Raw genomic sequence first — 24,527 nt, forward strand, 5'->3', positions numbered from 1 at the left:
CTCCGGACAGACGGCCACGCGCTGCTCATTGCTGCGCGTGGCGCGGTATCGACCCACTCCGATGGCGACCGCCCGGCACAACCGGGCGGATCACCGCGATTACTGCATGTACCAGCCGTGGCTGACCACGATCGATTGTCCCGTAAGCGCGGCCGACGGGAAGCTGGCCAGATACAGCGCGGTCTGCGCGATGTCTTCCACGGTGGTGAAGACGCCGTCGACGGTGTCCTTGAGCATCACGTTTTTGATCACTTCGTCTTCGCTGATGCCGAGCTCTTTCGCCTGCTCGGGAATCTGCTTTTCCACCAGCGGGGTGCGTACGAAGCCGGGGCAGATCACGTGCGAGCGCACGTTGTGCGCGGCGCCTTCCTTCGCCAGCGTGCGCGCCAGACCCAGCAGGCCGTGCTTGGCGGTGACGTAGGCGGACTTGAGCTTGGAGGCTTCGTGCGAATGCACCGAGCCCATGTAGATGACGGTGCCGCCGCGGTCGTCCTTGTACATGTGCTTGAGCGCGGCCTTGGTGGTGAGGAAGCCGCCATCGAGATGGATGGCAAGCATCTTTTTCCAGTCGGCGAAGGCGAACTGCTCGATCGGATTGATGATCTGCACGCCGGCGTTGGAAATGAGGATATCCAGGTGACCAAACTGCGCGACCACCTTGTCGGTGCCGGCGTTGACGGCGTCTTCGTTGGTCACGTCCATCGCGATGCCGATGGCCTTGCCGCCTGCCGCATTGATCTCGTTGGCCGCTGCGTCGGCCGCTTGCTGGTTGATGTCGGCGATGGCGACCGCCGCACCGTTCTTCGCGTAAAGCTCTGCAATGGCCTTGCCCAGCCCACTGGCCGCGCCAGTGATGAGTGCCACCTTGCCGTCGAGACTTGCCATAACCACTCCTGTCGATGGGGAACGGGGAAAGCAGAAACGGTTGTCAGGCTGTCACAGCCTGGGGTGTGCATCCATAAGACGAATGGACCGCGTGTCTTTTATTCCGTCATTCCGGCGTAGGCCGGAATGACGAGCGGGTCCTATCGCCTCAACGCACACCTTCCGACAGATAGGTATAGCCGGTGAGACCTTCATTCAATGTGACAAACAACTGCTCCGCTGCGGCACCTTCGACACCCGCCGCCGCGATACGTTCGCGGTAGCTGCGACGCAGGGCTTCCAGGTCGTAACCGACGTAGTCGAGCATCAGGTCGGTGGTGTCGCCTCGGCGCTTGTGCGCGAAAACATACGAATCGCCGTCGACGCGCACATTCACCGCGTCGGTGTCGCCGAACAGGTTGTGGATGTCGCCCAGCGTCTCCTGATAGGCACCGACCATGAAGATGCCGAGGCGATAGCTTTCGTCTTCTTTCAGGGCATGCAACGGCAGGCTCACGTCCACACCTTCGGCGTCGACATAGTCATCGATGCGGCCGTCGGAGTCGCAGGTGAGATCGACGATCACGCCGCGACGCGTGGGCTCTTCGTCCAGTCGCGCGATGGGCGCGATCGGGAAGATCTGGTCGATGGCCCAGATGTCCGGCACCGATTCGAACACCGAGAAATTGGCGAAGTACTTGTCGACCAGTTTCTCGTCGAGTTCGTCCATGGCCTGTCGATGCGAGCGCTCGGCCGGCAGCAGGCGCGTGCGCACGGCATTGGCGATGGCGTAGTACATATCGTCCAGATGCGCGCGGTGTTCGAGGTTCAACTGACCCAGCGAGTACAAGGCCTGGCCTTCGGCAAGATGATGTTGGGCTTCATGGAACAGCTCCAGCGCCGGGCGCGTGTCGAGCTCGGCCCAGGTTTCGCGCAAGCGGCGCAGCACGGCCGGTTCGTGGTCGTGCGCGTCGGGGATATTGCCCTCGGGCACCGGCTCCACTTCGGTCACGTTGACCACCATCACGGCGTGGTGCGCGGTCATGGCGCGGCCGGCCTCGGTGATGATGTGCGGCGCGGGCAGGTTTTCTTCCGCCACTGCTTCGGCCAGCGACTGCACGATGGTGGAGGCGTACTGCTCGATCGAGTAGTTGATCGAGTTGTGGCTGCGCGAACGCGAGCCTTCGTAATCCACGCCCAGGCCGCCACCGACGTCGACGATGTCGAGTGGCACGCCCATGCGCTTCAATTCCACGAAGTAACGCGTGGCTTCGCGCATGCCATTGGCGATGTCGCGCACATTGGAAATCTGCGAGCCCATGTGGAAGTGCTGAAGCTTCAGCGTGTGCTTGAGCTGGGCCTGGTCCAGGCGCTCCACCAGGGTCAGCACCTGGCTGGGCGACAGGCCGAACTTGCCCTTGTCGCCGCCGGTGTTCTGCCACTTGCCGGCACCGATGGAGGCCAGTCGCACGCGCACGCCGAGCAGCGGCTCGACGTTGAGCGCCTTGGCTTCGGTGAACACGTGATCAAGTTCGGAAAGTTTTTCGATCACGATGTGCACGCGCAGGCCGAGCTTGAGGCCGATCAGCGCGAGACGGATGTATTCGCGATCCTTGTAGCCATTGCAGATCACGATGCTGCCCGGGCGCGCCATCGCCAGCACGGCCATCAGCTCGGGCTTGGAGCCGGCTTCCAGACCAAAGCCGTGTTCGCCGGCGGCCACCAGCTCGCCGGCGACGCCGCGCTGCTGGTTCACCTTGATCGGATAGACGGCCGTATAGCCGCCTGTGTAGTTCCATTCGCCGATGGCTTTGGCGAAGGCGTCCTGCAAACGCTTCAAACGATCGGCGAGGATGTCGGGAAAACGTACGAGCAGCGGCAGGCGCAGGCCTTCGGCGCGGGCGCGATCGACGATGACCGGCAGCGACAGCGCCGGGCCGGTGGCGCCCTTGGGACGCATCACGATATGGCCGGCTTCGTTGACGTCGACATAGCCATCGCCCCAGTGCGGAACGGCGTAGGTATGACGGGCAGCGTCGATGTTCCAGTGCTTCGACATGGAGGGCTCCTTGTTTTACGGGTGTAACACCCTGGACATGTCGTCGCAGCGGCGAGCCTTGACGAAACAAAGTCAGCCGGGCCGGAAGCCTCGCACGCCGCGGGGCCGCGGCTGACCTGGCGTACCGCGGGCGGCTAAGCGCGGCGGTACGGACGGCTATTGTAACGGCCTCTTGTGACAATGTGCCGAAGATCCGGGCATCTGCGGGCACCCCAGAGACCCCGTTCGGCTACAATTACGGATTCTTTGAACCCATCTTTTCGTCAGGAACATCCCCATGTCGCAGCATCCCAGCTGGTTCACCGAAGCCCACCAGGCCTCCGGCTCCTCCATCGGCTACCGCGTGGAGAAGCTGCTGCACGCCGAGAAAACGCCGTTCCAGACCATCGAGATCTACCAGACCACCGACTGGGGCAACCTGATGGTGATCGACGGCTGCGTGATGCTGACCAGCCGCGACAATTTCCTCTATCACGAAATGATGACGCACCCGGCCCTGTTCACCCATGCGCGCGCCAAGCGCGTGGTGATCATCGGCGGCGGCGACTGCGGCACGCTGCGTGAAGTGCTCAAGCACGAGGAAGTGGAGCACGCGGTGCAGGTGGAAATCGACGAGCGCGTGACGCGCCTGGCCGAGCAGTATTTCCCGGAACTGTGCGACTCCAACAACGATCCGCGCGCCGAGCTGCTGTTCATCGACGGCATCAAGTACATGGCCGAAGCCGAGCCCGAATCGCTCGACCTGATCATCGTGGACTCCACCGACCCGGTCGGCCCGGCCGAAGGCCTGTTCAACGCGGCCTTCTACAGCAGCTGCTACAAGGCCCTGCGCCACGGCGGCATCCTGGTGCAGCAGTCCGAATCGCCGATTGCGCACCTGGAGCTGATCAAGTCGATGCGCTCGGCCATGCGTACCGCCGGCTTCAGCGCGGTGAAGACGCTGCCGTTCCCGCAGCCGTGCTACCCCACCGGCTGGTGGAGCTGCACCATGGTCCGCAAGGGTGGCGATCTGGCCGGCTTCCGCGAGCGCGGCGCACTGAGCAAGAACTTCCCGACCCGCTACTACAACGCCGATATCCACAAGGCGGCGCTGGCCCAGCCGGAATTCATGCGCGAAGCACTGGGCGAGTAAGTTTTGCCGGTTCCCCGAACCCGGTGCGGCAACGCACCGGGTTTTTTCGTTTCTGGACCCGCTTAGAACAGCGTCTGGCGCGCCTTGGGCATCAACACCAGCACCAGCGTGGCCAGCGGCCCGAGCACCAGCGACAGCAGAAACCACAGCAGGCCGCTGCGGTTCTTGCCCTGGGCGAGGCCTGCGTTGATCAACGCCAGCGTGCCCCAGCCCACGAACCAGGGCGCCGCACGGCCGTCGGCCAAAAAGGAAATGTCGTTCACGTGGTTTTCTCCTGTGCTGCGCAGGATGACGTATCACCCCGGGGCGTCGCGAAGCGGCCATGCTAACAAGCTGGGACGCATTCTCCCGCCCGTCGCGTCCAGCGGATCAGGCGAGCTTAATCCTTGGACGTTATCCTGATTGTTGGCTCAGTGTAAGGACTACTCGATGCTTGGACGGCGCTTCTTCACATTTGCCCTGCTGCTGGCCGCGGCCTGTGACCCGGCTTTGGCGGCCAAGGCCCCCGCAAAAACGCCGCCCGCTGCCACGGATGCCACCTCGCCCGCCCGCCGCCAGGCGCTGCTGCAATACCAGAAGGATCTGGTCAGCGTGACCGCCCCGCAGGCCGATCCGATCCCGCTGATGGGCGCCGCCTTGCTGGCCCGGCCCCTGTCGGACCAGCCGGATTTCAACAGCTACCACACCCTGATCGACCGGGCTGCGGCCGCCCAGGGAGCCGGCCCGGAGATCAGCTGGGCCCGCCTGAGCGACTGCGACGCCAAGGCCTCGGACTGTCCCAACGCCGACGCCGTGGCCAAGCTGGTGCAGCAGGCGCCGGACAACGCGGCCGTGTGGCTGCTCAAGCTGGGCCAGGACCTGCGCGACGGCAAGAACGACGACGCCCGCCAGGATCTCGCCAAGGCGGCCGCCGCAAAGATTTACGACGACTACACCGGGGCGACGCTGAAGGCGTTGTCGAGCACGGTGACCGTGCTGCCGCCGCCCACCAACGTGGTGGGACCACTTTCGGCCACCAATGGGGCCGACGTGCAGCTGACCCTGGTATTCGGTCTGGCCGAAGGCCAGCCGCAGCCTGCCCTCCAGGCCACCGCCCGCCTTTGCGAAGAGAACGCCGACAAACCCCAGATCAAGGCGGATTGCCTGACCCTGGGCAAACTCTTGGAATGGGGCTCGAGCCCGCTGGCCCGTTCCCTTGGCCTGCATCTGCGCGAAGTACTGGCCGACGATGCGTCCCAGCAGGAAGACGCCAAGCGCCTGCGCCGCAACCTGGTGTGGCAGGTGCAGAGCTTCTCCCAGCTCTCCGTGCGTGCCAAGGGCGATACCGCCGTGGCCCAGCATCTGCTCAAGCTGGCCCGCTCGGGCGGCACCCAGATGAGCCTGGTGCTCACCGCCTTGCACGACTACAACATGCCCGTCGATGCGCCGTCCGAATGGGAGCCGACCAAGGCCGGCTGATCGCCACGCCGATCCAGGCAACGCCAGCCCTGCAGAAGGACACTCATGCTTGCGTCGACGCCCCGGCCATCGTGTAGGCTGGGGCCCGGCTTGGACACTGGGGCGGCATCATGCTGACGGTACTGGTAGCAAGCAGCAAAGGCGGTTGCGGCAAGAGCACGCTGGTCACGCAATTGGCCTCGCACTGGGCGCAGGATGGCAAGCACACCGCCATCGTCGACGCCGACCGGCAGAAGTCTGGTTTCCGCTGGGCAGCCAATCGCCCTGACAACGTCCCCGGCGTTCTGGCCGTGGAAGGCGGCCGCCGCTCGATGGAAAAACTCCCTCCCGATACGCAGCGCGTACTCATCGATACGCCGGCGGGCTCGCAGGAAAAAGACCTGGAGCCCTATCTGGAGAAAGCCGACATCGTGCTGGTGCCGGTGCTGCCGTCAACCTTTGACCTCGATGCCACGTTCGGCTTTCTCGAGGAACTCAAGCAGATCAATCGCGTCAAACGAGGCAAGTTGCCGGTGGGCCTGGTCGGCAACCGCCTCAAGCCGTGGACCAACGCCAGTCAGGACGCGATGTCGCAGCTGTCCGAGCAGGCGCCGTTTCCGCTGGTGGCGCAGTTGCGTGACAGCCAGGCCTATGTGCTGCTGACGGCTCTGGGCAAAGGGATCTTTGATTACGGGTCGGAAAACGTGCGTAGCCATCAGGAAGACTGGAAACATCTGCTCCGCTGGATCAAGCGCCAGCACTGAATGGTCTAACCGTGATCCGGTGCGGCCAAACGGTGCTCTGTTCTGCTCAGCGAGGGTGGCATGATGTCCAGCAAGTCGGCGAGGTGGGAGGCGCGGCGTTGCGCAGGCGGTTGGCCTGGGCCCGTCGAGCATCGCGACCCGCGGGCCCACGGAAGCAGTGGCCCTGTCACTGCGTAGTACAGCGTATTACCAGGAGCCAACCATGCACGAACTCATCCTGTTGCGTCACGCCGAAGCTCAGCCGGCTCCCACCGGCGGCGACGACCACAGCCGGCGCCTGAGCGGACGCGGGGAGCAGGAAGCCAAGGCCGCCGGCAAGTGGCTGGCGTCGCACGGCGTGAAGCCCGACCGCGTGCTGTGCTCGCCTTCCGAGCGTACGCGCGCCACGGCGGCGCTGGCCCTGGCCGCGTACAGCTACGTCCCGGTCACCGAGTTTGCCGACGACATCTACGACGCCACGCCCGGCGAACTGCTGGCCCTGCTGGACCAGCACGGCGATGCCGGCACGGTGGTCCTGGTCGGCCACAATCCCGGCATCGAACGGCTGGTGGCGCTGCTGGTCGAAGGCCGTTCCGACGAATTCCGCGGCATGCCGCCCGCGGCCCTGGCCGTGCTTCATCTCGATGGCGCACTTGAACCCGGCAACGCCCGCCTGGATGCTTTCTGGTCCCCATGAGTTTGCCGTACGTCAGCTGCTGTCTTGTGCTGTTGTTGCTCACCCTGCTGCCGGCACAAGCAGCGGATTACCGCATCGATCCGGCCCGCTCGCATGCCGACTTCGGCGTGAAGCTGTTCTGGCTGACCCAGCTCAACGGCCGCTTCCAGGAGATCGATGGCGACGTCACGCTCAGCAGCCTGCACGACACCGCCGTCGTCGACGCCCATATCACGGTGGAGAGCATCCACATGAACTCTGACCGCATCCGCCGCTGGGTGTTGGCGCCGGAGTTTTTCGATGCGTCGCGTTTTCCTTCGATCCATTTCGTGTCCGAACCGATTTCGCTCGCCATGCTGGAGAAAGGCGGCGACCTGGACGGCGAGCTGACCATGCGCGGCGTCACCAAGCCGGCGCATTTCGAAGTACTGCCCTCGCACTGCCCGCTCGACTTGCCGCAGCAATGCGTGATCTCGGTGCGCGGCACCATCCAGCGCAGCGATTTCGGCATGAGCAACCATCGCACGGCCATTTCGGACCAGGTGCAACTGGGCATGATGATTAGTCTGGATTACGCCGCGCGTTCAGCCAACACTGACTGAGTGCGCCGCGGTCTCCCGTATCATCGCGGCATGCGCCAACGCTGGATCGCCGTCTCCTTTGTGCTTGTAGCGATCCTGATCCTGTCGGGATGCAGCGTCTCGCCCTCGCGCATCCGACGCGCCGACGACGCCGTCGCCGCGGGCGTGGAGCGCCAGCTCAATTGCGGCCATCCCGACCACTGCGCCATCGCCTCGCCGCTGCTCGATGCCGCGCATCAGGCGATCAGCGATTCGACGCCCGACGAGCCGGTGCACGTGGTCACCCTGCTCAACGACAGCGAGGCGGCGATGGTCGCGCGCCTCAACCTGATCCGCGCCGCCCAGCACAGCATCGATGTGCAGACCTACATCTGGGACCAGGACGATGCCGGCCAGCTGGTGCTGGACGAACTGATCAAGGCGGCGCGACGCGGCGTGAAGGTGCGCATCCTTGCCGACCAGCTGTTCTCCTTCGGCGACCCCGTGCTGCTGGAACGGCTGGCCACGGTGCACGAGAACCTCCAGGTGCGCCTGTACAACCCGACCTTCCATGAGGCGCAGACCTCGGTGGTGGAATTCAGCGCGAGCATCGTGTGCTGCTTCATGACGTTCAACCAGCGCATGCACAACAAGCTGCTGCTGGTGGATGACACGATCGGCATCACCGGCGGTCGCAACTACCAGGACCGCTATTTCGACTGGGACAACGACTTCGACTACGTCGATCGTGACGTGATGGTGGGCGGACCGGCCGCACGAGAGATGGCCTCGAGCTTTGCGACGTTCTGGAACCACAAGCGCTCCACGCCGCTGACCCACCTGCGCGACGTCAACCACTATCTGCTCGACGACTTCCATCCCGGCCCCTTGCCGGAACCGCGCTATGCGCATCCGCAGCGCGTGGCACGCGTGGTGGAGGAAGCAGGCGACACCGACTGGATCGACGACGTGCTGGTGTCCGACACCTTGCGCACCGGCCGCGTCGATTATTTCAGCGATCTCCCGGCCAAGACCGACGAGCCCGGCAAGCGCAGCGCCCACGAATTCACCACGCACCTCATGCGCATGGTGGGCTCCGCGCAGCACGAAGTAGTGCTGCAGACGCCGTACCTGGTGATGAGCGACCGGGCCAAGGCGATTTTCGAACGGCTGCACCAGGGCGACTCGCCACCGCGCATCGTGGTGTCGACCAACTCCCTTGCCTCGACCGATGCGTTCGCGGTGTATGCGCTCTCGTACAAGCACCGCAAGCGTTATCTCAAGGATTACGGTTTCGAGATCTACGAGATGAAGCCGCATGCGGCCGGTCCGGCCGAGGACAACGCCGATGCCGCGGCCGATGAAGGTCCCCCCCCGCTTGCCCAAGGCGGCACGCAGGCGCGCCACCGGGTCGGCACGGAGCGCGGCCTGCTCGGCAGTCGCAGCACCGCGCGCCGCAACCGCCCGGCCCCGCTGACCACGACCGGCCGCCGCTTCGGCCTGCATGCCAAGTCGCTGGTAGTCGATGACGATTTCGCCATGGTCGGCTCGCACAATTTCGATCCCCGCTCGGATCACTACAACACCGAGGCAGGCGTGATCGTCTACGACGCCCGTTTCGCCAGCGAGTTGCGCGACAGCATCCTGCGCGACACGCAGCCGGAGAATGCATGGGTGATCGCAAAGCGAGAGCAGAGCAGCCTGAGCATGGCGATCGGCGATTTCTCCGCCAGCCTGCCGATCTTCGACCTGTGGCCGTATCGCTACGCCACCAGCTATGACCTCAAGGCCGGTTGCATACCGATGCGGCCCAGCGATCCGGCCTTTCTCAGCTGCTATACGCCGGTGGGCGATTTCCCCGATGTCGATGTGTCGCCGAAGCTGATCTATACGCGGTTGATTACGGCGTTTGGTGCGGGCGTGCAGGGCGTGCTGTAGCGCGAGACCTCATCTGTGGGAGCGCACCCTGTGCGCGACAACCCAACCACGAGGCAATCATCGATGCCGCAGTCGCGCACAGGGTGCGCTCCCACAGGAGACGGTGTTGCCTGGAGCTGATCGATACTCTCGCGAAAGCGTGCAGAGCGTGCCGTAACCCGGAATCTCTCGTTGTAAGAGCACCCTGTGCGCGACAGCCCCACGGTGCGGCGAACATCGAGGCCGCAGTCGCGCACAGGGTGCGCTCCCACAGGAGGCGGCGTTGCCTGGAGCTGATCGATACACGCCCGAAAACAGCGTGCAGGGCGTGTTGTAACCCGGAACCTGTTTTTGCAGGAGCGCACTTGTGCGCGACAGCCCCAGGGCGAGGTACCCATCAATGCCGCGGTCGCGCACAAGTGCGCTCCTACAAGGGTGCGGCTGTCGGGGTGTCGTCGAAGCGCATGACCAATTGGCCCATCAGACCGTTGGGGTGGTCGCCGGGGACGGCGAAGCGCCAGCGCGTTGCGGTACGCAATGCGCGGTCGTCGAGGCCTGCGTTGCCGCTGGATTCGGCTACCGCTGCCTGACCCACGCGGCCTTCGCCATCGATGCTGAGCTTCAACACCACGCGCCCGCTGGCGAAGACAGCGCGCTGCAGCCATGGCGTCGCCAGTGACGGCATGTCGATGGGCGTGAGCGTGGGCAGCTCGTCGGTGGTCCGCGCTGCTGCAGCCACGATGCGTGTACGTGCAGTCGTGGTCGGAGCTGCAGGTTCGCGTGCGGCCGGTGCGCGTGTATGACGGCGCAGGATCCGGCGGACTTTGTCGCTGCTGGCGGACGCTGCGCCTGCCGGGCCTTGCCAGTCGCCGGTGAACGTGCTGAGCCATGCCGTGCCCGCCACGCCGATCGCCAGCGCGAGCAGGCTCAGGCAGACGGTGGTGCGCAGTCGAAACATCGCGATGAGCGGGCCGAGCGGATCGCTCAGCGTTCGAGGATGGCGGTGACGCCCATGCCGCCGGCGGTGCAGATGGAAATCAGGCCACGCCCCGAACCTTTCTGCTCAAGCAGCTTGGCCAGCGTGGCGACGACGCGCGCACCGGTGGCCGCGAACGGGTGACCGGCGGCGAGGCTGGAACCATTGACGTTGAGCTTGGCCGGATCGATCGCACCCAGGGGCTGGTCGAGGCCGAGACGGTGCTTGCAGTACTCGGCGCTTTCCCATGCACGCAGCGTGCACAACACCTGGGCAGCGAATGCCTCGTGGATTTCGTAGAAGTCGAAATCCTGCAGGCTGAGTCCATGGCGCGCCAGCATGCGCGGCACCGCGACGGTCGGCGCCATCAGCAGGCCTTCGCCATGCACGAAATCGACCGCAGCCACTTCCGCATCGCGGAACCAGGCCTGCACGGTCAGGCCGCGCTTGCTCGCCCATTCCTCGGTGCCCAACAGCACGGCGGCAGCGCCATCGGACAGACCGGTGGAATTGCCTGCGGTGAGCGTGCCATGGCCGGAGCTCTTGTCGAATGCCGGCTTGAGTGAGCCGAGTTTCTCCAACGTGCTGTCGGGACGCAGGAAACCGTCGCGCTTCAGGCCGCGGAACGGCACCACCAGATCCTCGAAGAAGCCGGCGTCATAAGCCGCGGCGAGCTTGCGGTGGCTGTCCAGCGCGAGTTGATCCTGCGCCTGACGCGCGATATGCCACTCCTTGGCCATCTTCTCGCAGTGGTCGCCCATCGACATGCCGGTGCGCGGCTCGGCCACGCCGGGGAACGCCGGCTTGAGTTCCTTCAGCGAAAAACCCTGCGTGGCGGTGCGCAGCTTCTCCTGCCAGGTCTTGGCACGGTTGACCGCCAGCAGACGCTTGCGCAGGCGCTCGCCCAGCACGATGGGTACGTCGCTGGTGGTATCCGAGCCGCCCGCAATGCCCGCTTCGATCTGCCCGGTGGCGATCTTGTTGGCAATGATGATGGCGTTGTCCAGCGAGGTGCCGCAGGCGCGGGCGGTGGTGATACCCGGCGTGGTGGGCGCCAGTCCCGAGGACAGCACCGCTTCGCGCGCCAGGTTCCACTCGGAGGCGTGCTTGATCACCGCGCCCATGGCCACTTCGCCCAGCTCCACGCCGTGCAGGCCGTAGCGTTCCACCAGGGACCCAAGCACTTTCACCGACATGCCGAAGTTGCCGACATCGGCGTAGGCGGTGTTGTTGCGGCAGAACGGGATACGTACACCGCCGATCACACCGACGCGCTTGAGCGTGTTTTCCATGGCTGGAGCAGTCCGAAGAGCCGAGTCGTCAAGGCTAACCCGCCCCGGCATGCCAAGAAAGTCCAAAATGCCTCAAATGCTAGAATCCAGTTCTTTGCTGTTCGGGTTCGTCAACCGTGGAAGCACAAACACTCGTCGCCCTCCCCGTGGTCCTCGCGTTGGAGCTTTCCGCCGGTGACACGCCCTCGCACCGTACGCTGAGCCGCGATGAGGCCGCCGAACTGGCCGCGCTGGTCGCCGCCGACCTGCACACGCTGGTGCCCCAGGTGGACGAGGCCCGCCTCGCCCTGGCCGGGGCCCTGTTCGACGCGGTGGAACTGCTGCGCCCGGGTTTCCCGGTGTGGACCACGCTGGACGAGCTGGCCCGGCGCGTGCCGCGCGGCCATCTGGAGAACGTGGTGGCCTTCGGCACCCACGAGGGCCACATGCCTGCCCAGCCGCTGGAACCCGAAGCCGCCTTTGCCGATGGCCCGATGCGCCTGCTGCCGATCTCGCTGCTGGCGCCCGAAGCGCTGGCCGAGAGCCTCTCGGAAAAGCTCGAAGTGGAGCTGGTGGGCCGCGGCGAAGCCGGCGCCCGTACGGCGGACTGGCTGATGCGCACGTTTGGCGTGCGGCTGGAACACGCGCGCTACCTGAGCCGCAACGACCTGCTCGCGCTCACCTGCGTGCAATACGAACACGTCAACCTCGCGCCGCTATGGAGCCTGCTCGAGGCCGCCCTGCTCACGCCCTATCGCGATGAGAGCACGCTCAGCGCGCGTGGCCTGGCACTGCGCTATCACCAGGGCAAGGTCGAAGTGCAATCGCCTGCCGACTGGTTGCGCAGTCAACCGAACGATCTCCATCAGCGCGCCCACGATGTCGCCGGTGCGGTATTCGAACTGCGCCAATACGCCGCACTGCTCGATGCGCATCACGTGCCGCTGGTGTTTGCTGATGGCGAGCCCGGCTCGGGCTACTTGCTCGAAACCTTCGGCAACGCTGATGCCGGTTACGACGCGCCGGCGCTGTATGCGCACGAAGCACCTGGCCTGGGCGTGGTGGCGGTGACGCTTGCGCAGCGTGGCGACGGCGGCCGTGCCCGCGTGCTCGCGCATGGCTATCCGCTGCATCCCAAGGCCCTGGGTCCGCTGGTGACCGAGCTGGCGCAACGCCATGGTGTGCCTGCCGATTTACATGCGCTGGGCTGCATCCTGCTCGATGCCGATGGCCAGCTTGGTGCGCCCGCCCAGGCCTTGCACTGAATGCTTGCTCGTTGGAGTTGAGCAAGGACCCTGCACAGCCGGCTTCAGTTGGCGCATGATGCGCTGACAAGGCGCGGGGGGTGCGCCAGCGGGCCGAACCGAAGATGCGCGAAACCGATCACGAGTTCGTCCCAGCAGGAGGCGAGGCGCATTGGCCCGCCCACGTGCTGGACGGCGCGCCCGCCTTGATCACCTATGTGGATCGCGACCGGCGTTTTCGCTTCGTCAACGCCACCCATCGCACCTGGCTGGGCATCGACCCCGCACGCATGATGGGTCGCACGGTCGACGAAGTCATCGGCATGTGGAATCTGGAACGCGCCGGCGCCTGCCTTGAGCAAGCCCTGGCCGGCGAGCCCGCCGTCTACGAAGGCGAACTGTTTGCCGGCGCCGCGCGCTGCTATGTGCACGGCAATTTCCAGCCGGACGTGGATGACGACGGCCAGGTGCGCGGCGTGTTCACCGTGTTTACCGACATCACCGCGCGCCATGCGCTGGAATTGCAGCTGCGCGAAAGCGAGCAGCGTTTCTTCGGCGCGTTCCAGCATGCGCCGATCGGCATGGCGCTGGTCACCACCGAAGGCCAGATGCTCCGCGTCAACGCAGCACTGTGCGACATGCTGGGCTATAGCGAACAGGAACTGCTGACGCGCGCCCTGCCCGATCTCACCCACGTCGACGACCTGCCCGCCTCGCGCGAGCTGTCGCGCTCACTACGGGAGGGCCGGCGCGAGACGTATCAATTGGAGAAGCGCTACATCCACCGCGATGGTCATGTGGTGTACGTGCTGCTCAGCGTTTCGCTGGTGCGTGCAATCAATGGCGAGCCGTATCACGCCGTCGCGCAAATCCTCGACATCAGCCAGCGCAAGTCTTATGAGGAAGCCCTGTTCCGCGAACGCGAGCTGGCCGAAGTGACCTTGCGCTCGATCGGGGACGCGGTGATCACCACGGATCTGCGGCATTGCGTGACCTCGCTCAACCCGATCGCCGAGGCGATGACCGGATGGAGCCAGGCCGAAGCGGTCGGCAAGCCGATGAGCGAGGTGTTCCGCCTGATCGACAGCCGCACGCGCGAACCGTTGCACAGCCCGCTGCTCGATGCCATCACGCGCGATGCCATCGTGGAACTGAAAGGCAATGCGGTGCTGCTGCATCGCAACGGTTTCGAAACGCCGATCGAAGATTCCGCCGCATCGATCCACGACCATGCCGGCAGCGTCATCGGCGGCGTGCTGGTGTTCCACGACGTGAGCGAGACGCGCGCGCTGGCGCTGAAGATGGCGCACCTGGCGCAGCACGACACGCTCACCGGCCTGCCCAACCGCAGCCTGCTGCAGTCGCGCCTGGAGCAGGTGCTGGCCGCCGCGGTGCGCCGTCACGACGAAGCCGCGCTGCTGCACATCGACATCGATCACTTCAAGCTGATCAACGACGCGTTGGGCCACAGCGCCGGCGACGATCTGCTGCGTGAGTTTGCGGCACACCTTCGCCATCACCTGCGCAACGAAGACACCGTCAGCCGCATCGGCGGCGACGAATTCGTGGTGCTGCTTTCGCACGTTGACGGGCGTTCGGGTGCCAGCCAGCTGTGCGAGAAACTGATGCGGCTGTGGCAGGCCTCACCGGCCAGCAAGATGGGCGAGTTCAACATCACCTATAGCGTGGGCATCAGCGTTTATCCCGACGATGCCCTCGATGCCGAAGCGATGCTGCGCAACGCCGACATCGCCATGTACGAAGTGAAGATGAAGGGTCGCAACGACTACCGCTTCTTCACCTCGCAGATGAGCGAACTGCCGGCGGCGCGCCTGCGCATCGAGCAGGATCTGCGCAAGGCGCTCAAACGTGGCGACCTGCATCTGCACTACCAGCCCAAGGTCGATGCGCGCACCGGCGTCATCGTCGGCGCCGAAGCGCTTTTGCGCTGGCAGGTGGAAGGCCGCGACGTCTACATGCCGGACCAGTTCATTCCGGTGGCCGAAGAAAGCGGCCTGATCGTACCCATCGGCGAGTGGGTCATCCGCCAGGCTTGTCGACAGGCCGGTGCGTGGTATCGCGCCGGCAGGCCCATCGTGGTGGCGGTGAACGTGGCTGCGCCGCAGTTCCAGCACCCGGGTTTCCATGCCACGCTCAAGAGTGCGCTGGAAGAAGCGCAGCTGCCGCCATCGCTGATCGAGCTGGAACTCACCGAGCGCATGGTGATGTCCGCGGGCGACCAGAGCCGGGCGCTGATGCAAGGCATCAAGGACCTGGGCGTCAGCCTCGCGCTGGACGATTTCGGCACCGGCTATTGCAGCCTGTCCTACCTGAAGTATTTCCCGATCGACGCGCTGAAGATCGACCGCACCTTCGTGCGCGATATCGCCACCGATGCGGACAACGCTGCCATCACCGACGCCATCATCACCATGGCTCGCGGCCTGGACATGAGCGTGGTGGCCGAAGGCGTGGAGACTGCGGCGCAAGCGGAACACCTTCGCCGCGCCGGCTGCTCACTGCTGCAGGGCTTCCTGTTCGGCACCGCGATACCGCCCGAACAGTTCAGTCAGCAGCTGCTGCCCGCCTGAGCCATACCGCGCCCCTTGTAGGAGCGCACCCTGTGCGCGACCAACGCCTCAGAATTCCGCTTCGTACATGAAGTAATGACACCGCTCCATGCCGAGCCCAGCATACGTGCGCTGCGCCCGCTCATTCTCCGTCTCCACATACAAACGCAAGCCAACGGCTCCAGCCTGACCCGCGCGCTGCTTCGCATCGTCGTACAGGCTGCGAAACACGCCTTCCCGACGCGCCGACTCCACCACGTAGACGCTCTGGATCCACCAGAAGTCTCCCGCACGCCAGTCGCTCCATTCGTAGGTCACCAGCAGGCATCCCACCGGCTCGCCCGCACGTTCGGCCACCAGATAGAAGCCGCGTCGCGGTTCGTCGAACACCGCCGTCACGCCACGCTCGATCACCTCGGGCGCCAGTGACTTCTGCTCGGTTTCCCACGCCATGGCGGTGTTCCATTGCGCAATATGCGCAATATCGTCGCGGTGGGCGATGCGTATCTCGATGCTCATGCGGGATCTCTCAAGGCTTGGCAGGCCCGCGCGTTCGTGACGCGCCGAGCTTGCGGGTCAAGGTGTTGCGGCCAACGCCCAGCGCGGCGGCCGCATGCTGGCGATGGCCTTCGTGCGCTTCGAGCGCGACTTGCAGCAGGGTCTGGTCGAGCGCTGCCCGGGCACGTGTGTGGATGTCGAGCTCGCCATCGGCCAGGGCCTGCGTCACCCATTCGCGCAAGGCGTCGGTCCAGCCGCCAGCCGGACTGTTCGCGGCACCCGCGCCCAGGTCCGCGGGAAGAATCTCGTTGCCCGGCGCAATCACCGCCAGTCGACGGCACAGGTTTTCCAGCTCGCGCACATTGCCCGAGAAGTCGCGCTGCCCCACGACCTTGAGTGCCGCCTTGGAAAACCGCTTGGGCGCGAGATGCAGTTCCTGCGCGGCACTGGCAAGGAAGTGCCGTGCCAGCAGCGGGATATCCGAGCGTCGCTGGCGCAGCGGCGGCAGTTCGATGCGCACCACATCGAGGCGATGCTTGAGATCGGCACGGAACTGGCCGGCGGCGACGCGCGCATCCAGGTCCTGGTGGGTGGCGGCGATGATGCGCACATTGCCGCGGATCAGTTCACGACCGCCCACGCGATAGAACTCGCCGCCCGCCAGCACGCGCAGCAGGCGCGTCTGCAAGGCCAGCGGCATATCGCCGATCTCATCGAGAAACAGCGTGCCGCCTTCGGCCTGTTCGAAGCGTCCGGCATGGCGGCGCGTGGCCCCGGTGAAGGCACCCGCCTCGTGGCCGAACAATTCGCTTTCCAGCAGTTCGCTGGGAATCGCCGCCGTGTTGAGCGCCACGAAGGGTTTGCCGCGGCGCGCGCTTTCGTCATGCAGGGCACGCGCCACCAGCTCCTTGCCGGTACCGGTTTCGCCGGTGATCAGCACGTTGAGATCGCTTGCCGCCACGCGACCGATCAGGCGAAACACTTCGCGCATGGCCGGGCTATCGCCCAGCAAGGCGTGGGTTGGCGCAGGGGCCGCTTCAGGCGTCGTCGTCGCAGTCGGCAGATCGGCCAGCGCGCGCTGCACGGCGGCCACCGCCTGATCGAGATCGAACGGCTTGGCGAGATAGTCCACCGCGCCGGCGCGATAAGCCGCCGCCGTGGTCGCCACATCGGTAAAAGCGCTCATCACGATCACCGGGCCCAGGCCTTGTGCCTTCAGCGCGGCGATGAGGGCAAGTCCACCCTCGCCCGGCATGCGTACGTCAGTGAGCAACAAGGCGGGCGACGAGGAGCGCAGTGCGTCGCGTACCGCCTCGGCGTCGCCGAACTCGCGCACGTCGAGGCCGGCGTCGCGCAGCGCTTCGGCGAGCACGAAGCGCACGCCGCGATCATCGTCGGCAATCCAGATCTCGTGGGCTGATTCAGTCATGCGCGTGCCCCATGGGCAGATAAAGGGAGAACGTGGTTTCGCCTGCGCGATCCACATGGCGCAGCTCGCCACCGTGCTCGCGCGCAATCTCCCGCGCCAGCGCCAGTCCCAGTCCACTGCCATCGGCGCGACCGGATACCAGCGGTTCGAACAAGGTATCGCGCAGATGTTCGGGTACGCCCGGGCCGTCATCGACCACGTCCACGCGCAGCGCCATGCGCGCCATGCGTTCGCCCAGCCGTACCGATGGTTCGGCACGGGTGCGGAACACCAGGGTTTTCGCGCCTGCTTCGACGGCGTTGCGCGCCAGGTTGAGCAGCAGCTGCAGCAGACGGTCGGCGTCGCCGTAGATGTCAGGCAGGCTCGGGTCGTAGTCGTGGCGTACGGTCGGTGGCGCGGGTTCGGCCATCAGCAGGTCGCCGAGTCGCTCCAGTTGCACGTGGATGTTGACGTCACCCAATTGCGCTGCGGCGCCGTCATGGTGCAACAGGCGATTGGCCAGGGCGGCCAGCCGATCGGCTTCGGCAATCACCAGGCCGGCAAGGCTGCGCAGCTGGTCGTCCTCGACGCGCCGCTGCAGCAACTGCGCCGCACCGCGCAAACCGGCCAGGGGATTCTTCACCTCATGGGCGAACCCGCGCAACGTAGCCGAAAGCGGCGTGCCCGAGGGAGCCGGCGGCGCCAGCGCATGCACTTCGAGCAACAGCTCGCCACTGGCAAGCCGCTGCATCGACACATCGACCCGCGCCATCTCGCCGCGCGCCGACGGTATGTCGATGCCACGCAATTGGTGCGGCGATGGCTCCTGCAGGGCGCGCTCGGCCAGCGCCATCCACTCCGGTCGATGCAACAACACCACCAGCGACTGCCCCACGGCACTGCGCGGACCGATATCGAGCAATTCCGCCAAGGCCGGATTCACCCACAACAGGCGCAGCCGCTCGTCCGCCAGCGCCATCCCGGTCGCCAACGGCTCCGCCCACCCTCGCGCTGCTGTATCGTTCATTGCACCATCATGGACAATGCGCCGGCTTGGTGCAACGCCGCATGGGGCGGGGGCCGATCTATGGGGTTGTCGAATGTTCCTAAGCGCATAGTTTGTGTGGGTTGCACAAACTATGGCGTTCGGCCCTTGAACAAACTATGCCGTTCGGATTCTTGCCAGAAAGCCCTTTCAATCATTGTGTTGCGAGCTCATTCCGGGGTGGTATCGAAGCAAAAACGAGCCGCAAACCTCTTGAAACACCAAGCTCGGCCAAAGGATTATGCCGTCTACTGGCCCAAGATCGTGCCACACGGGAAGGCCGCCGAACTGGCCCCGTCGCAGATCACGCTCTCGAAGGCCTCTTTGGACGATGACAAGGTTGGCTTCTTTTCCGTTCCCACCTATGGTCCCGACGGGTACATCGCCACGAGGATTACGCCTTCGGCCATTCGTTCGGGATGGGTGATGGTGAGCATGGCGGCGCGAAGTAAATGGGTCTGTCAGTGAAGAGAGAAAGGACTGGCAGCGTTACAGGGAGAGTGTCCGTTGTGCAGCCATCTGGATGATGTCGTCATCCTCAATGGTCGTTGCCTTTCTGCGTTGGCTACCTTTGACACTGGTGATGGTGATCTCTTTGTGGGTCACCAGGTTTTCGAGCGCTTTTCGATAGCGCTGACTGTCCGCCGGCGTGGAATTGCAGGTGGTCGAATACATTTCACCAAACCGGACGGTATCACGTGCGTGGACGAGTCGAACCAACTGCTCCGTCAGTAAGGCAATGCTTCTCTCATTGGCGGGGTCGTCGAAGCCGAAAGCCAGTGAACTCTGCCCTGTGTATCGCGCATCGCTGCCGGCGTCGTAACCGATGACGCGGAACATATCGAGACCAGCACCACCATAGTGGATAAAGTGGTTGTTCTTGGTCCAATGCACCTGAGTCATGACATCACGGGCCTTTGGGTGCTGTGACAAGTGCACCAACCAGTAATCGCCGTGGCCGTCAGTCCGAATGAAAAACAGGGTGTAGTAGCCGGCACCGCAGGCCTCAGTGAGCCCGTGGTAGAGGCAACTCTGGATGTAGAGCCGGAAATGGCTTTCGTTTGCCTTGATCTCCTGCAAGGTGCGCCCTTTGAGGACATCGGGAATGCCGAGGTGATCCAGGGTTGCCTGGGTGGCCAGGTTATCGCTGGCAAAGTTAATGAAGGCGTCGACCGCAAACGTCAGCACGATCTCCGCACGGGGCAGTTCTTGCAGCAGTCGCTTGATTAGGGGGGCCGGCACATCTTTGTAGCCATACTGATCCAGAGAGATCAGAGCTCGCCCTACACGGGGAGTGAGCTCTTTGACGGTCTTGATGATGGCATCGAGCTGCTGTTCAAACATGCTATTAATGACGTGGATGTCCCCACCCACGCGAGACTCATAGCCTTCGTTCTTCAACGTGATCATCAATGACTTGATCGCGTTTTTATTCTTCTCGACGAAGATGTAAGTGATATTGAAATGCAGGGGCTTTTGGCGTTCGGCATTGATGATGGCCTGTGCCTGCTCGGCCGCTTTCAGGAACACCAGCGGAGAACCCAGAATCCGCTCTTGCGTATCCGCGTGACGATAAACACCGCCGCCCGCAAATCCGTCCACGAGCGTTACGCGAATCTCTTCCTGTCCAGGAGCGGTGGCTAGCGTCTTAAAGTAGGCAAGGAGATACTCCCGCAGCACTTCCAGCTTAGCGACGCTGTGTTGTTGAAGAATTGCCCCAGACCCATCCGCTGGCCATTCAAAGGGCTTGCGTGGCATTGCACCTGCCTAGATTTGGACACCGGCGGGCATTTGATCCCAGGTGCGGCCATTTAGCAAACGGCCATTCTTCGACTTGGCGCGCTTTTTCCCGTCGGCGCCCCAGCCACCCCATTGCTTGAAGAAAAAGGCCACTTTCTGCTTTTGGCATTGGATGCGGACAGCATCGGCCCATTCGGGCTTCATGGGGCGGGCCTTGGGTCCCGACTCCCCTCCCACGATCACCCAGTGAATGCCTTTCAGGTCAAGGGCGCCCACGTCTTCCAGAAGGGGTTCAACGGAAAGGAACCGAATCTTGGCGGGCACCTTGCGCAGGAAGTCGATTCTGGGCACCCCGTGGCGCTTGTTCTCCACGGACACGCCCAGCCAGACGTTCACGGGGACAGGGCGTGACGTGAAGTAACTGGCCATGCGTTCCGCGCGCTTGGTCAGGATTTGATAGTGGTGGTGCGGGGTCTGTGTGATGACCTCGAAGACCTTGTCGATGTAGTCCACCGGTACCCGCTCGTGGAACAGGTCCGACATGGAGTTCACGAAATAGACGGTGGGCTTCTTGCGCCGCACGGGATCGTTGAGCCGCTCAGGGATCAACCGGAGGGCGAACCCTTTTTCGTAGCCAGGCGTGCCCATGGCTTTGAGCCGCTGGGCCATCACTTCCGCGTAGCAGTGTTTGCAGCCCGCGGACACCTTCGTGCACCCGACGACGGGGTTCCAGGTCTGCTCAGTCCATTCGATGCGTGATGTTGTCGTCATGGTCCACCCGTTGTGGGCCATCCTGCTCGCGGCGGATCTCGCCAACCGCGACGATCCGGCCGACCCGGCCTAAACCGGACATTTCTAACATAGTCCCCAGCGGCGGGACAGCCTCCACCGGTCAGAGCACCAGCCGGCCCTGGGGTTCCACTTGGCTGACCTCGCCCCAAAGCTTGTCCGCCAAGTCGTGCTTCGAGGCCAGCACCAACCAATAGAGGGGCTGATTTCGGTTTCCCGTCACACGCTCGATGTTGTCGCTGACCAGATAGCCGAGCTGCGACAACAGGCTTCGCCAGTATTCAAACACCGCCATGACCAGCTTGGGATTGGTGGCCGCACTGTTGATCTTCTTGTCCCAGCCAGGCGCAAAGCTGTTGAGCTTGCCCGAGGCCATCAAGGTCCGGACGTTCCGCTGCAAGTCCATGATGCTGACGTGGATGAGGAGGTCCATGCTCTTGGCCTGCGACAGGGTCTGGATCACCTGGAAAGGAAGCGATTCGAGGTTGAACGGGTCCAGGAAGGCCAGGTTGAAGCCAGTGGGGTGAAGGGTGGGAAGGATTCTGGTAGCCACGTCCTCCGCGGTTCCCGCGTAGGCGCGAACGTTGTCAACCCTAAGACGGTTTAAACGGGCTTCGCAAGCCTCGACGTTGACCGGGTCGAGGTCACCGATGATGACCTCGCGATAGGGGTTCCGGCCCCGCATGGCCTCGGTAGCGGCCACCAACGCACTTCCTTCCACCACTTCGCCTGTTTTGCGCAAGCGGGCGCGGCCAGAGCCGCAGTAGAGGTCAATGTAGGTGGCGTTGCCGCCAAATTTCCGCCTGACCGCACGGGTGATGTCCACGTACTTTTGAAGGCGCAAATGTTTCTCGGGCGCCCAATCCCCGACGATGGCCCGGCGCAGCCCATCCTCAGGGTCGAGTTCGTAGCGGCCATCATCTTTTTGTGTGGGCACCCGGCTGGCCTCCCTGGCTAGTCCCTGTTGACCTTAACGGCACGCTTGCGCACTTCCTTAGACATCCTATCGCAGCGATGCCTTGTCCGCTGCTGGGCCAACAACGGCTGTATCTGACGCCCAACCTTGGTTATTCGTCTCAATGGTTCCGTACCTAAATGAATTACTCCTGTCACCGTCATGGAACCAAATTCAACTTGCCGACGCTCTAATCAAACGAGTAATGACTAAATATGGCCCACCTTCCATCGTCTCGCAGAGGCGTGGGCCTAATGGGAGGCGCGACCACAACCTCGAGCTGCTCGATAGACATTCCACGAATAAAGGGTGCAAAAGCCACCGTCCGTTGTTGGATCGCTGGCAGCCTCGCACTAAACACGCACGCTGCTACGTCATCGCCGGCACCTGATGACAGGTTCTGAGAAAACTGCTCCGCAGGGGTGATCGCCAGCGAGTACGAACTTAGATAATTGAGCTCGCGTCGAACGAGCTCCGTGACAGACATGCGCGCACCTCGGCGGACAGTCAAATTGTTGATCGAACCCTCGCGATCACCCTGCAAATCAGTTAGGTAAGCATGCGCCATGTTCGCAAGCATGTTCTCATTCGTCCTAAAGATCGCTCGCATCTCGTGGGGCTCGAACATGGGAAGTACGTTCTTGACTTTGTTGATTACGAACTTTCCAGCGTAATCGCGGTGATACCTGCGATCGTGAGCCTGAATTGCTGACTTGATGGCCAACATGCCCGATTCATTCTGGCGACGCCCTTTTCCATCCACCCATACGTTCGCTAATAGATGGAAGAATTGTTCTACGCGATCCCTGCCGATTCCGCTGTCTATCAAGCGCTCGACAAATTCATCGGACCAAGCTTGTTGTCCGTCGCGAAAGAAATGGAAGTGTCTAGCTTCCTGTTCCTCCGGCGTAATGAACTTGGGGCCATCAGGATTCGTTGCGCCAGTGACCTTAGAGCTTCCGCTCATATCTGCCAAAACCTGACTTTTGAAATACACGTCCTGCACGTTCGAATCCAGGGTTGCGAACTTCAAGAGCTCGCTTGGCCTCCAAGTCTGGAGGAAAACCTCGTAAGGATCTGCATGACTCATGCCTTAGCGCCTATGATTTTGACGGCTTTTGCTAGAAGAAAGCTGCTGGCGGGTCCTATGAAACTCTTACGCCAGTGCAGCCGTAGTTTGGGTGCCATCCGCACTCCCCCCGCCTACGCGTCTAACCAATGCCCAAGAGGGTCAGGTCTCGCGATTCGCCATCCGGATAGTGTCACCGTGGTTATTCCAACGACCGCACAGAGCCCCAACGATTTCAATCTCGCCGCGGTTGAAGCTCCGCAAGTGATTGGTCCAACTGCGTCAAGGCCTCCACTATCGTCCGAACGACTGAGCGGTCAAATTCATGGCTAATCTCAGCGTCATGGACCCCTGAATTCAAATAGCGCCATTCGATGGCAGCGGCATTGACTCCAAGGAGCTTATCCAATGCCTCGAAGGCGCCCTTCAATGCCGGGGGGGCGTCCCGTCCGCGAAGTTTGGCGCGCAGCTTGCTGCACTTATCGTTGAGCTCGTAAGGCGCGCGCGGCCTTCCTAGCTTGAGCTCAATTGGGCCAAACTCCCGGCGCGACATCCAATTCCACAGGCGGTCGGTCAGGTTTGCATTCGACGAGTTCGACACCGTTGGTACGAAGCACCAGGAAGTCGAGCGTGGCATGGGACACGTGCTTCCTGTCGCCCGCCAACATGCGGACAATGCCGCGGCACGGAACCTGCACGTAGTAACCTTCTACAGTGGGATCCAGTTCGCAGAGGTACGCGAACATCCGCTCGCACGTGTGACTTTCCAATACCCGCACCGCGCCGTTGTTTTTGAGCGATACGAAACGGGTCACAAGATTATTCAAAGCCCCTTTGCCGACGTCACGCTGGCCGCTTGCCGCGATCATCGTTTCGTAAAGGGCGATCTGATGCTTTGTGTATCCGCCGTTGGCGTAGATTTGTTTCCGTCTGGCCTCGCTTAGCCCGCCCAGTCGATCTTGATCAACGGCAGGAAGTTCAAGTTTTGGTGCTGTGTTTGCCATGCGATCTCTCCAGGCCGCACCTCTCCATGGCGGGCCCGAAGGCACCGCCCTGAGACGCAGCTTGCTAGTAGGCCTCACAACGGCCTATTGACATTTGATGGGGAGCGCAGGATCGTAGAGGTGCCGACGGAGTCAATGTCTGCACTTTGAAGGGCTACAAGAGCCGCCAGCTTTTGTGGCCCTTTCTATTTTCCCGGCTTGTTATATGGCGTTGTGTCTTTAGCCCTCCTGAGACGCCTACGTCTCTCAGTCCAGATATGACAAAGCCACCGCTTAACCAGCGGTGGCTCTTTGTTTGGTCGTCTTTGGCTTTGGCTTGGCTTCAGTTTTGGTTTTCCGAATTCGGTTAGCAGCCGTCGTTTCATCAAGCCATTTGGCCACGTCTTCTGCTGCCGCGAACCAGCCCCGTCGCCCTTCTACCAGAAACATCTGGATCGGAAGGCGTCCACCCGTGCGCGCAAAGCGCAGGGCGTCGGTACTCGAAAAGCCCATCACTTTGGCAGTCGCTGTCGACGTCAGGATGAATCCATGCGACGTGACAAGGCCTCTTCGGGCCGCCCTTCCGCTTTC

The 24,527-nt window shown here is 63.3% G+C and carries 21 protein-coding genes; 8 read left to right on the top strand and 13 right to left on the bottom strand.

The features are described from left to right. Positions 1-99: 99 nt before the first annotated feature. Together AB4Y82_RS04775 and speA are read right to left on the bottom strand one after the other, a co-directional pair. A complete protein-coding gene (locus AB4Y82_RS04775) occupies positions 100-885 on the bottom strand; it encodes a 3-hydroxybutyrate dehydrogenase (RefSeq protein WP_046971977.1) in 786 nt (261 codons plus the stop codon). Between the two features lie 148 nt (positions 886-1,033). Then, complete coding sequence (speA, locus tag AB4Y82_RS04780; protein WP_441601703.1) at positions 1,034-2,923, bottom strand: biosynthetic arginine decarboxylase; 1,890 nt, start codon at positions 2,921-2,923, stop codon at positions 1,034-1,036. A gap of 277 nt (positions 2,924-3,200) precedes the next feature. Here speA and speE point away from each other — a divergent pair, with 277 nt between their 5' ends. Continuing rightward, on the top strand, positions 3,201-4,055 hold the full coding sequence (gene speE / locus AB4Y82_RS04785) for a polyamine aminopropyltransferase (RefSeq protein WP_121883865.1): 855 nt from the start codon (positions 3,201-3,203) through the stop codon (positions 4,053-4,055). Positions 4,056-4,117: 62 nt separating this feature from the next. Here speE and AB4Y82_RS04790 read toward each other — a convergent pair whose 3' ends face one another. Beyond that, entirely contained in the window at positions 4,118-4,318 is a 201-nt protein-coding gene (locus tag AB4Y82_RS04790; protein WP_046971974.1) for a hypothetical protein, read from the bottom strand. A 166-nt stretch (positions 4,319-4,484) separates the two neighbouring features. Between AB4Y82_RS04790 and AB4Y82_RS04795 the strand changes: the two genes are divergently transcribed. The 5 genes from AB4Y82_RS04795 (at position 4,485) to AB4Y82_RS04815 (ending at position 9,409) form a co-directional block, all read left to right on the top strand. After that, a complete protein-coding gene (locus tag AB4Y82_RS04795) occupies positions 4,485-5,513 on the top strand; it encodes a hypothetical protein (protein ID WP_441601704.1) in 1,029 nt (342 codons plus the stop codon). Positions 5,514-5,623: 110 nt separating this feature from the next. Continuing rightward, complete coding sequence (locus AB4Y82_RS04800; protein ID WP_046971972.1) at positions 5,624-6,256, top strand: ParA family protein; 633 nt, start codon at positions 5,624-5,626, stop codon at positions 6,254-6,256. A gap of 202 nt (positions 6,257-6,458) precedes the next feature. Further along, complete coding sequence (locus AB4Y82_RS04805) at positions 6,459-6,932, top strand: SixA phosphatase family protein (protein WP_441601705.1); 474 nt, start codon at positions 6,459-6,461, stop codon at positions 6,930-6,932. Continuing rightward, positions 6,929-7,513 carry a YceI family protein gene (locus AB4Y82_RS04810; RefSeq protein WP_441601706.1) on the top strand — a complete coding sequence of 195 codons (585 nt, stop codon included), beginning with the start codon at positions 6,929-6,931 and terminating at the stop codon, positions 7,511-7,513. The genes AB4Y82_RS04805 and AB4Y82_RS04810 overlap by 4 nt, the downstream gene beginning before the upstream one ends. 30 nt (positions 7,514-7,543) lie before the next feature. Next, positions 7,544-9,409 carry a phospholipase D-like domain-containing protein gene (locus AB4Y82_RS04815; RefSeq protein WP_441601707.1) on the top strand — a complete coding sequence of 622 codons (1,866 nt, stop codon included), beginning with the start codon at positions 7,544-7,546 and terminating at the stop codon, positions 9,407-9,409. 406 nt (positions 9,410-9,815) lie between these two features. Here AB4Y82_RS04815 and AB4Y82_RS04820 read toward each other — a convergent pair whose 3' ends face one another. Together AB4Y82_RS04820 and AB4Y82_RS04825 are read right to left on the bottom strand one after the other, a co-directional pair. After that, positions 9,816-10,346 (bottom strand): energy transducer TonB, encoded by a 531-nt coding sequence (locus tag AB4Y82_RS04820; protein WP_441601708.1) that lies wholly within the window; start codon positions 10,344-10,346, stop codon positions 9,816-9,818. Positions 10,347-10,372: 26 nt separating this feature from the next. Beyond that, positions 10,373-11,656: an acetyl-CoA C-acetyltransferase gene (locus AB4Y82_RS04825; RefSeq protein ID WP_441601709.1), complete on the bottom strand. Its 1,284-nt coding sequence runs from the start codon at positions 11,654-11,656 to the stop codon at positions 10,373-10,375. Positions 11,657-11,772: 116 nt separating this feature from the next. Between AB4Y82_RS04825 and AB4Y82_RS04830 the strand changes: the two genes are divergently transcribed. Continuing rightward, positions 11,773-12,900 carry a hypothetical protein gene (locus tag AB4Y82_RS04830; protein WP_441611134.1) on the top strand — a complete coding sequence of 376 codons (1,128 nt, stop codon included), beginning with the start codon at positions 11,773-11,775 and terminating at the stop codon, positions 12,898-12,900. Positions 12,901-13,004: 104 nt separating this feature from the next. Then, positions 13,005-15,470 (top strand): sensor domain-containing protein, encoded by a 2,466-nt coding sequence (locus AB4Y82_RS04835; protein WP_441601711.1) that lies wholly within the window; start codon positions 13,005-13,007, stop codon positions 15,468-15,470. A 48-nt stretch (positions 15,471-15,518) separates the two neighbouring features. Here the strand turns inward: AB4Y82_RS04835 and AB4Y82_RS04840 are convergent, their stop codons facing one another. From AB4Y82_RS04840 to AB4Y82_RS04875, 8 genes are all read right to left on the bottom strand, one after another. After that, positions 15,519-15,968: a GNAT family N-acetyltransferase gene (locus AB4Y82_RS04840; RefSeq protein WP_441601712.1), complete on the bottom strand. Its 450-nt coding sequence runs from the start codon at positions 15,966-15,968 to the stop codon at positions 15,519-15,521. A gap of 10 nt (positions 15,969-15,978) precedes the next feature. Then, the gene (gene ntrC, locus AB4Y82_RS04845) at positions 15,979-17,376 is read right to left on the bottom strand and encodes a nitrogen regulation protein NR(I) (RefSeq protein WP_441601713.1); all 1,398 of its coding nucleotides are present in this window, start codon (positions 17,374-17,376) and stop codon (positions 15,979-15,981) included. After that, positions 17,369-18,382 carry a two-component system sensor histidine kinase NtrB gene (locus AB4Y82_RS04850; RefSeq protein ID WP_441601714.1) on the bottom strand — a complete coding sequence of 338 codons (1,014 nt, stop codon included), beginning with the start codon at positions 18,380-18,382 and terminating at the stop codon, positions 17,369-17,371. The genes ntrC and AB4Y82_RS04850 overlap by 8 nt, the downstream gene beginning before the upstream one ends. Before the next feature lie 507 nt (positions 18,383-18,889). Then, positions 18,890-20,158 carry a three-Cys-motif partner protein TcmP gene (locus AB4Y82_RS04855; protein WP_441611135.1) on the bottom strand — a complete coding sequence of 423 codons (1,269 nt, stop codon included), beginning with the start codon at positions 20,156-20,158 and terminating at the stop codon, positions 18,890-18,892. Positions 20,159-20,167: 9 nt separating this feature from the next. Beyond that, positions 20,168-20,911: a DUF5131 family protein gene (locus tag AB4Y82_RS04860; protein WP_441611136.1), complete on the bottom strand. Its 744-nt coding sequence runs from the start codon at positions 20,909-20,911 to the stop codon at positions 20,168-20,170. Positions 20,912-21,032: 121 nt separating this feature from the next. Beyond that, positions 21,033-21,866 carry a three-Cys-motif partner protein TcmP gene (tcmP, locus tag AB4Y82_RS04865; protein WP_441611137.1) on the bottom strand — a complete coding sequence of 278 codons (834 nt, stop codon included), beginning with the start codon at positions 21,864-21,866 and terminating at the stop codon, positions 21,033-21,035. A gap of 208 nt (positions 21,867-22,074) precedes the next feature. Then, a complete protein-coding gene (locus AB4Y82_RS04870) occupies positions 22,075-22,974 on the bottom strand; it encodes a hypothetical protein (RefSeq protein ID WP_441611138.1) in 900 nt (299 codons plus the stop codon). Between the two features lie 503 nt (positions 22,975-23,477). Then, positions 23,478-23,957, bottom strand: a complete 480-nt coding sequence (locus tag AB4Y82_RS04875) for a hypothetical protein (RefSeq protein WP_441611139.1) — start codon at positions 23,955-23,957, stop codon at positions 23,478-23,480. Between the last annotated feature and the right edge of the window lie 570 nt (positions 23,958-24,527).

Origin of the sequence: Dyella sp. 2YAF14 (assembly GCF_052114725.1) — a bacterium.
Taxonomy (GTDB): domain Bacteria; phylum Pseudomonadota; class Gammaproteobacteria; order Xanthomonadales; family Rhodanobacteraceae; genus Dyella.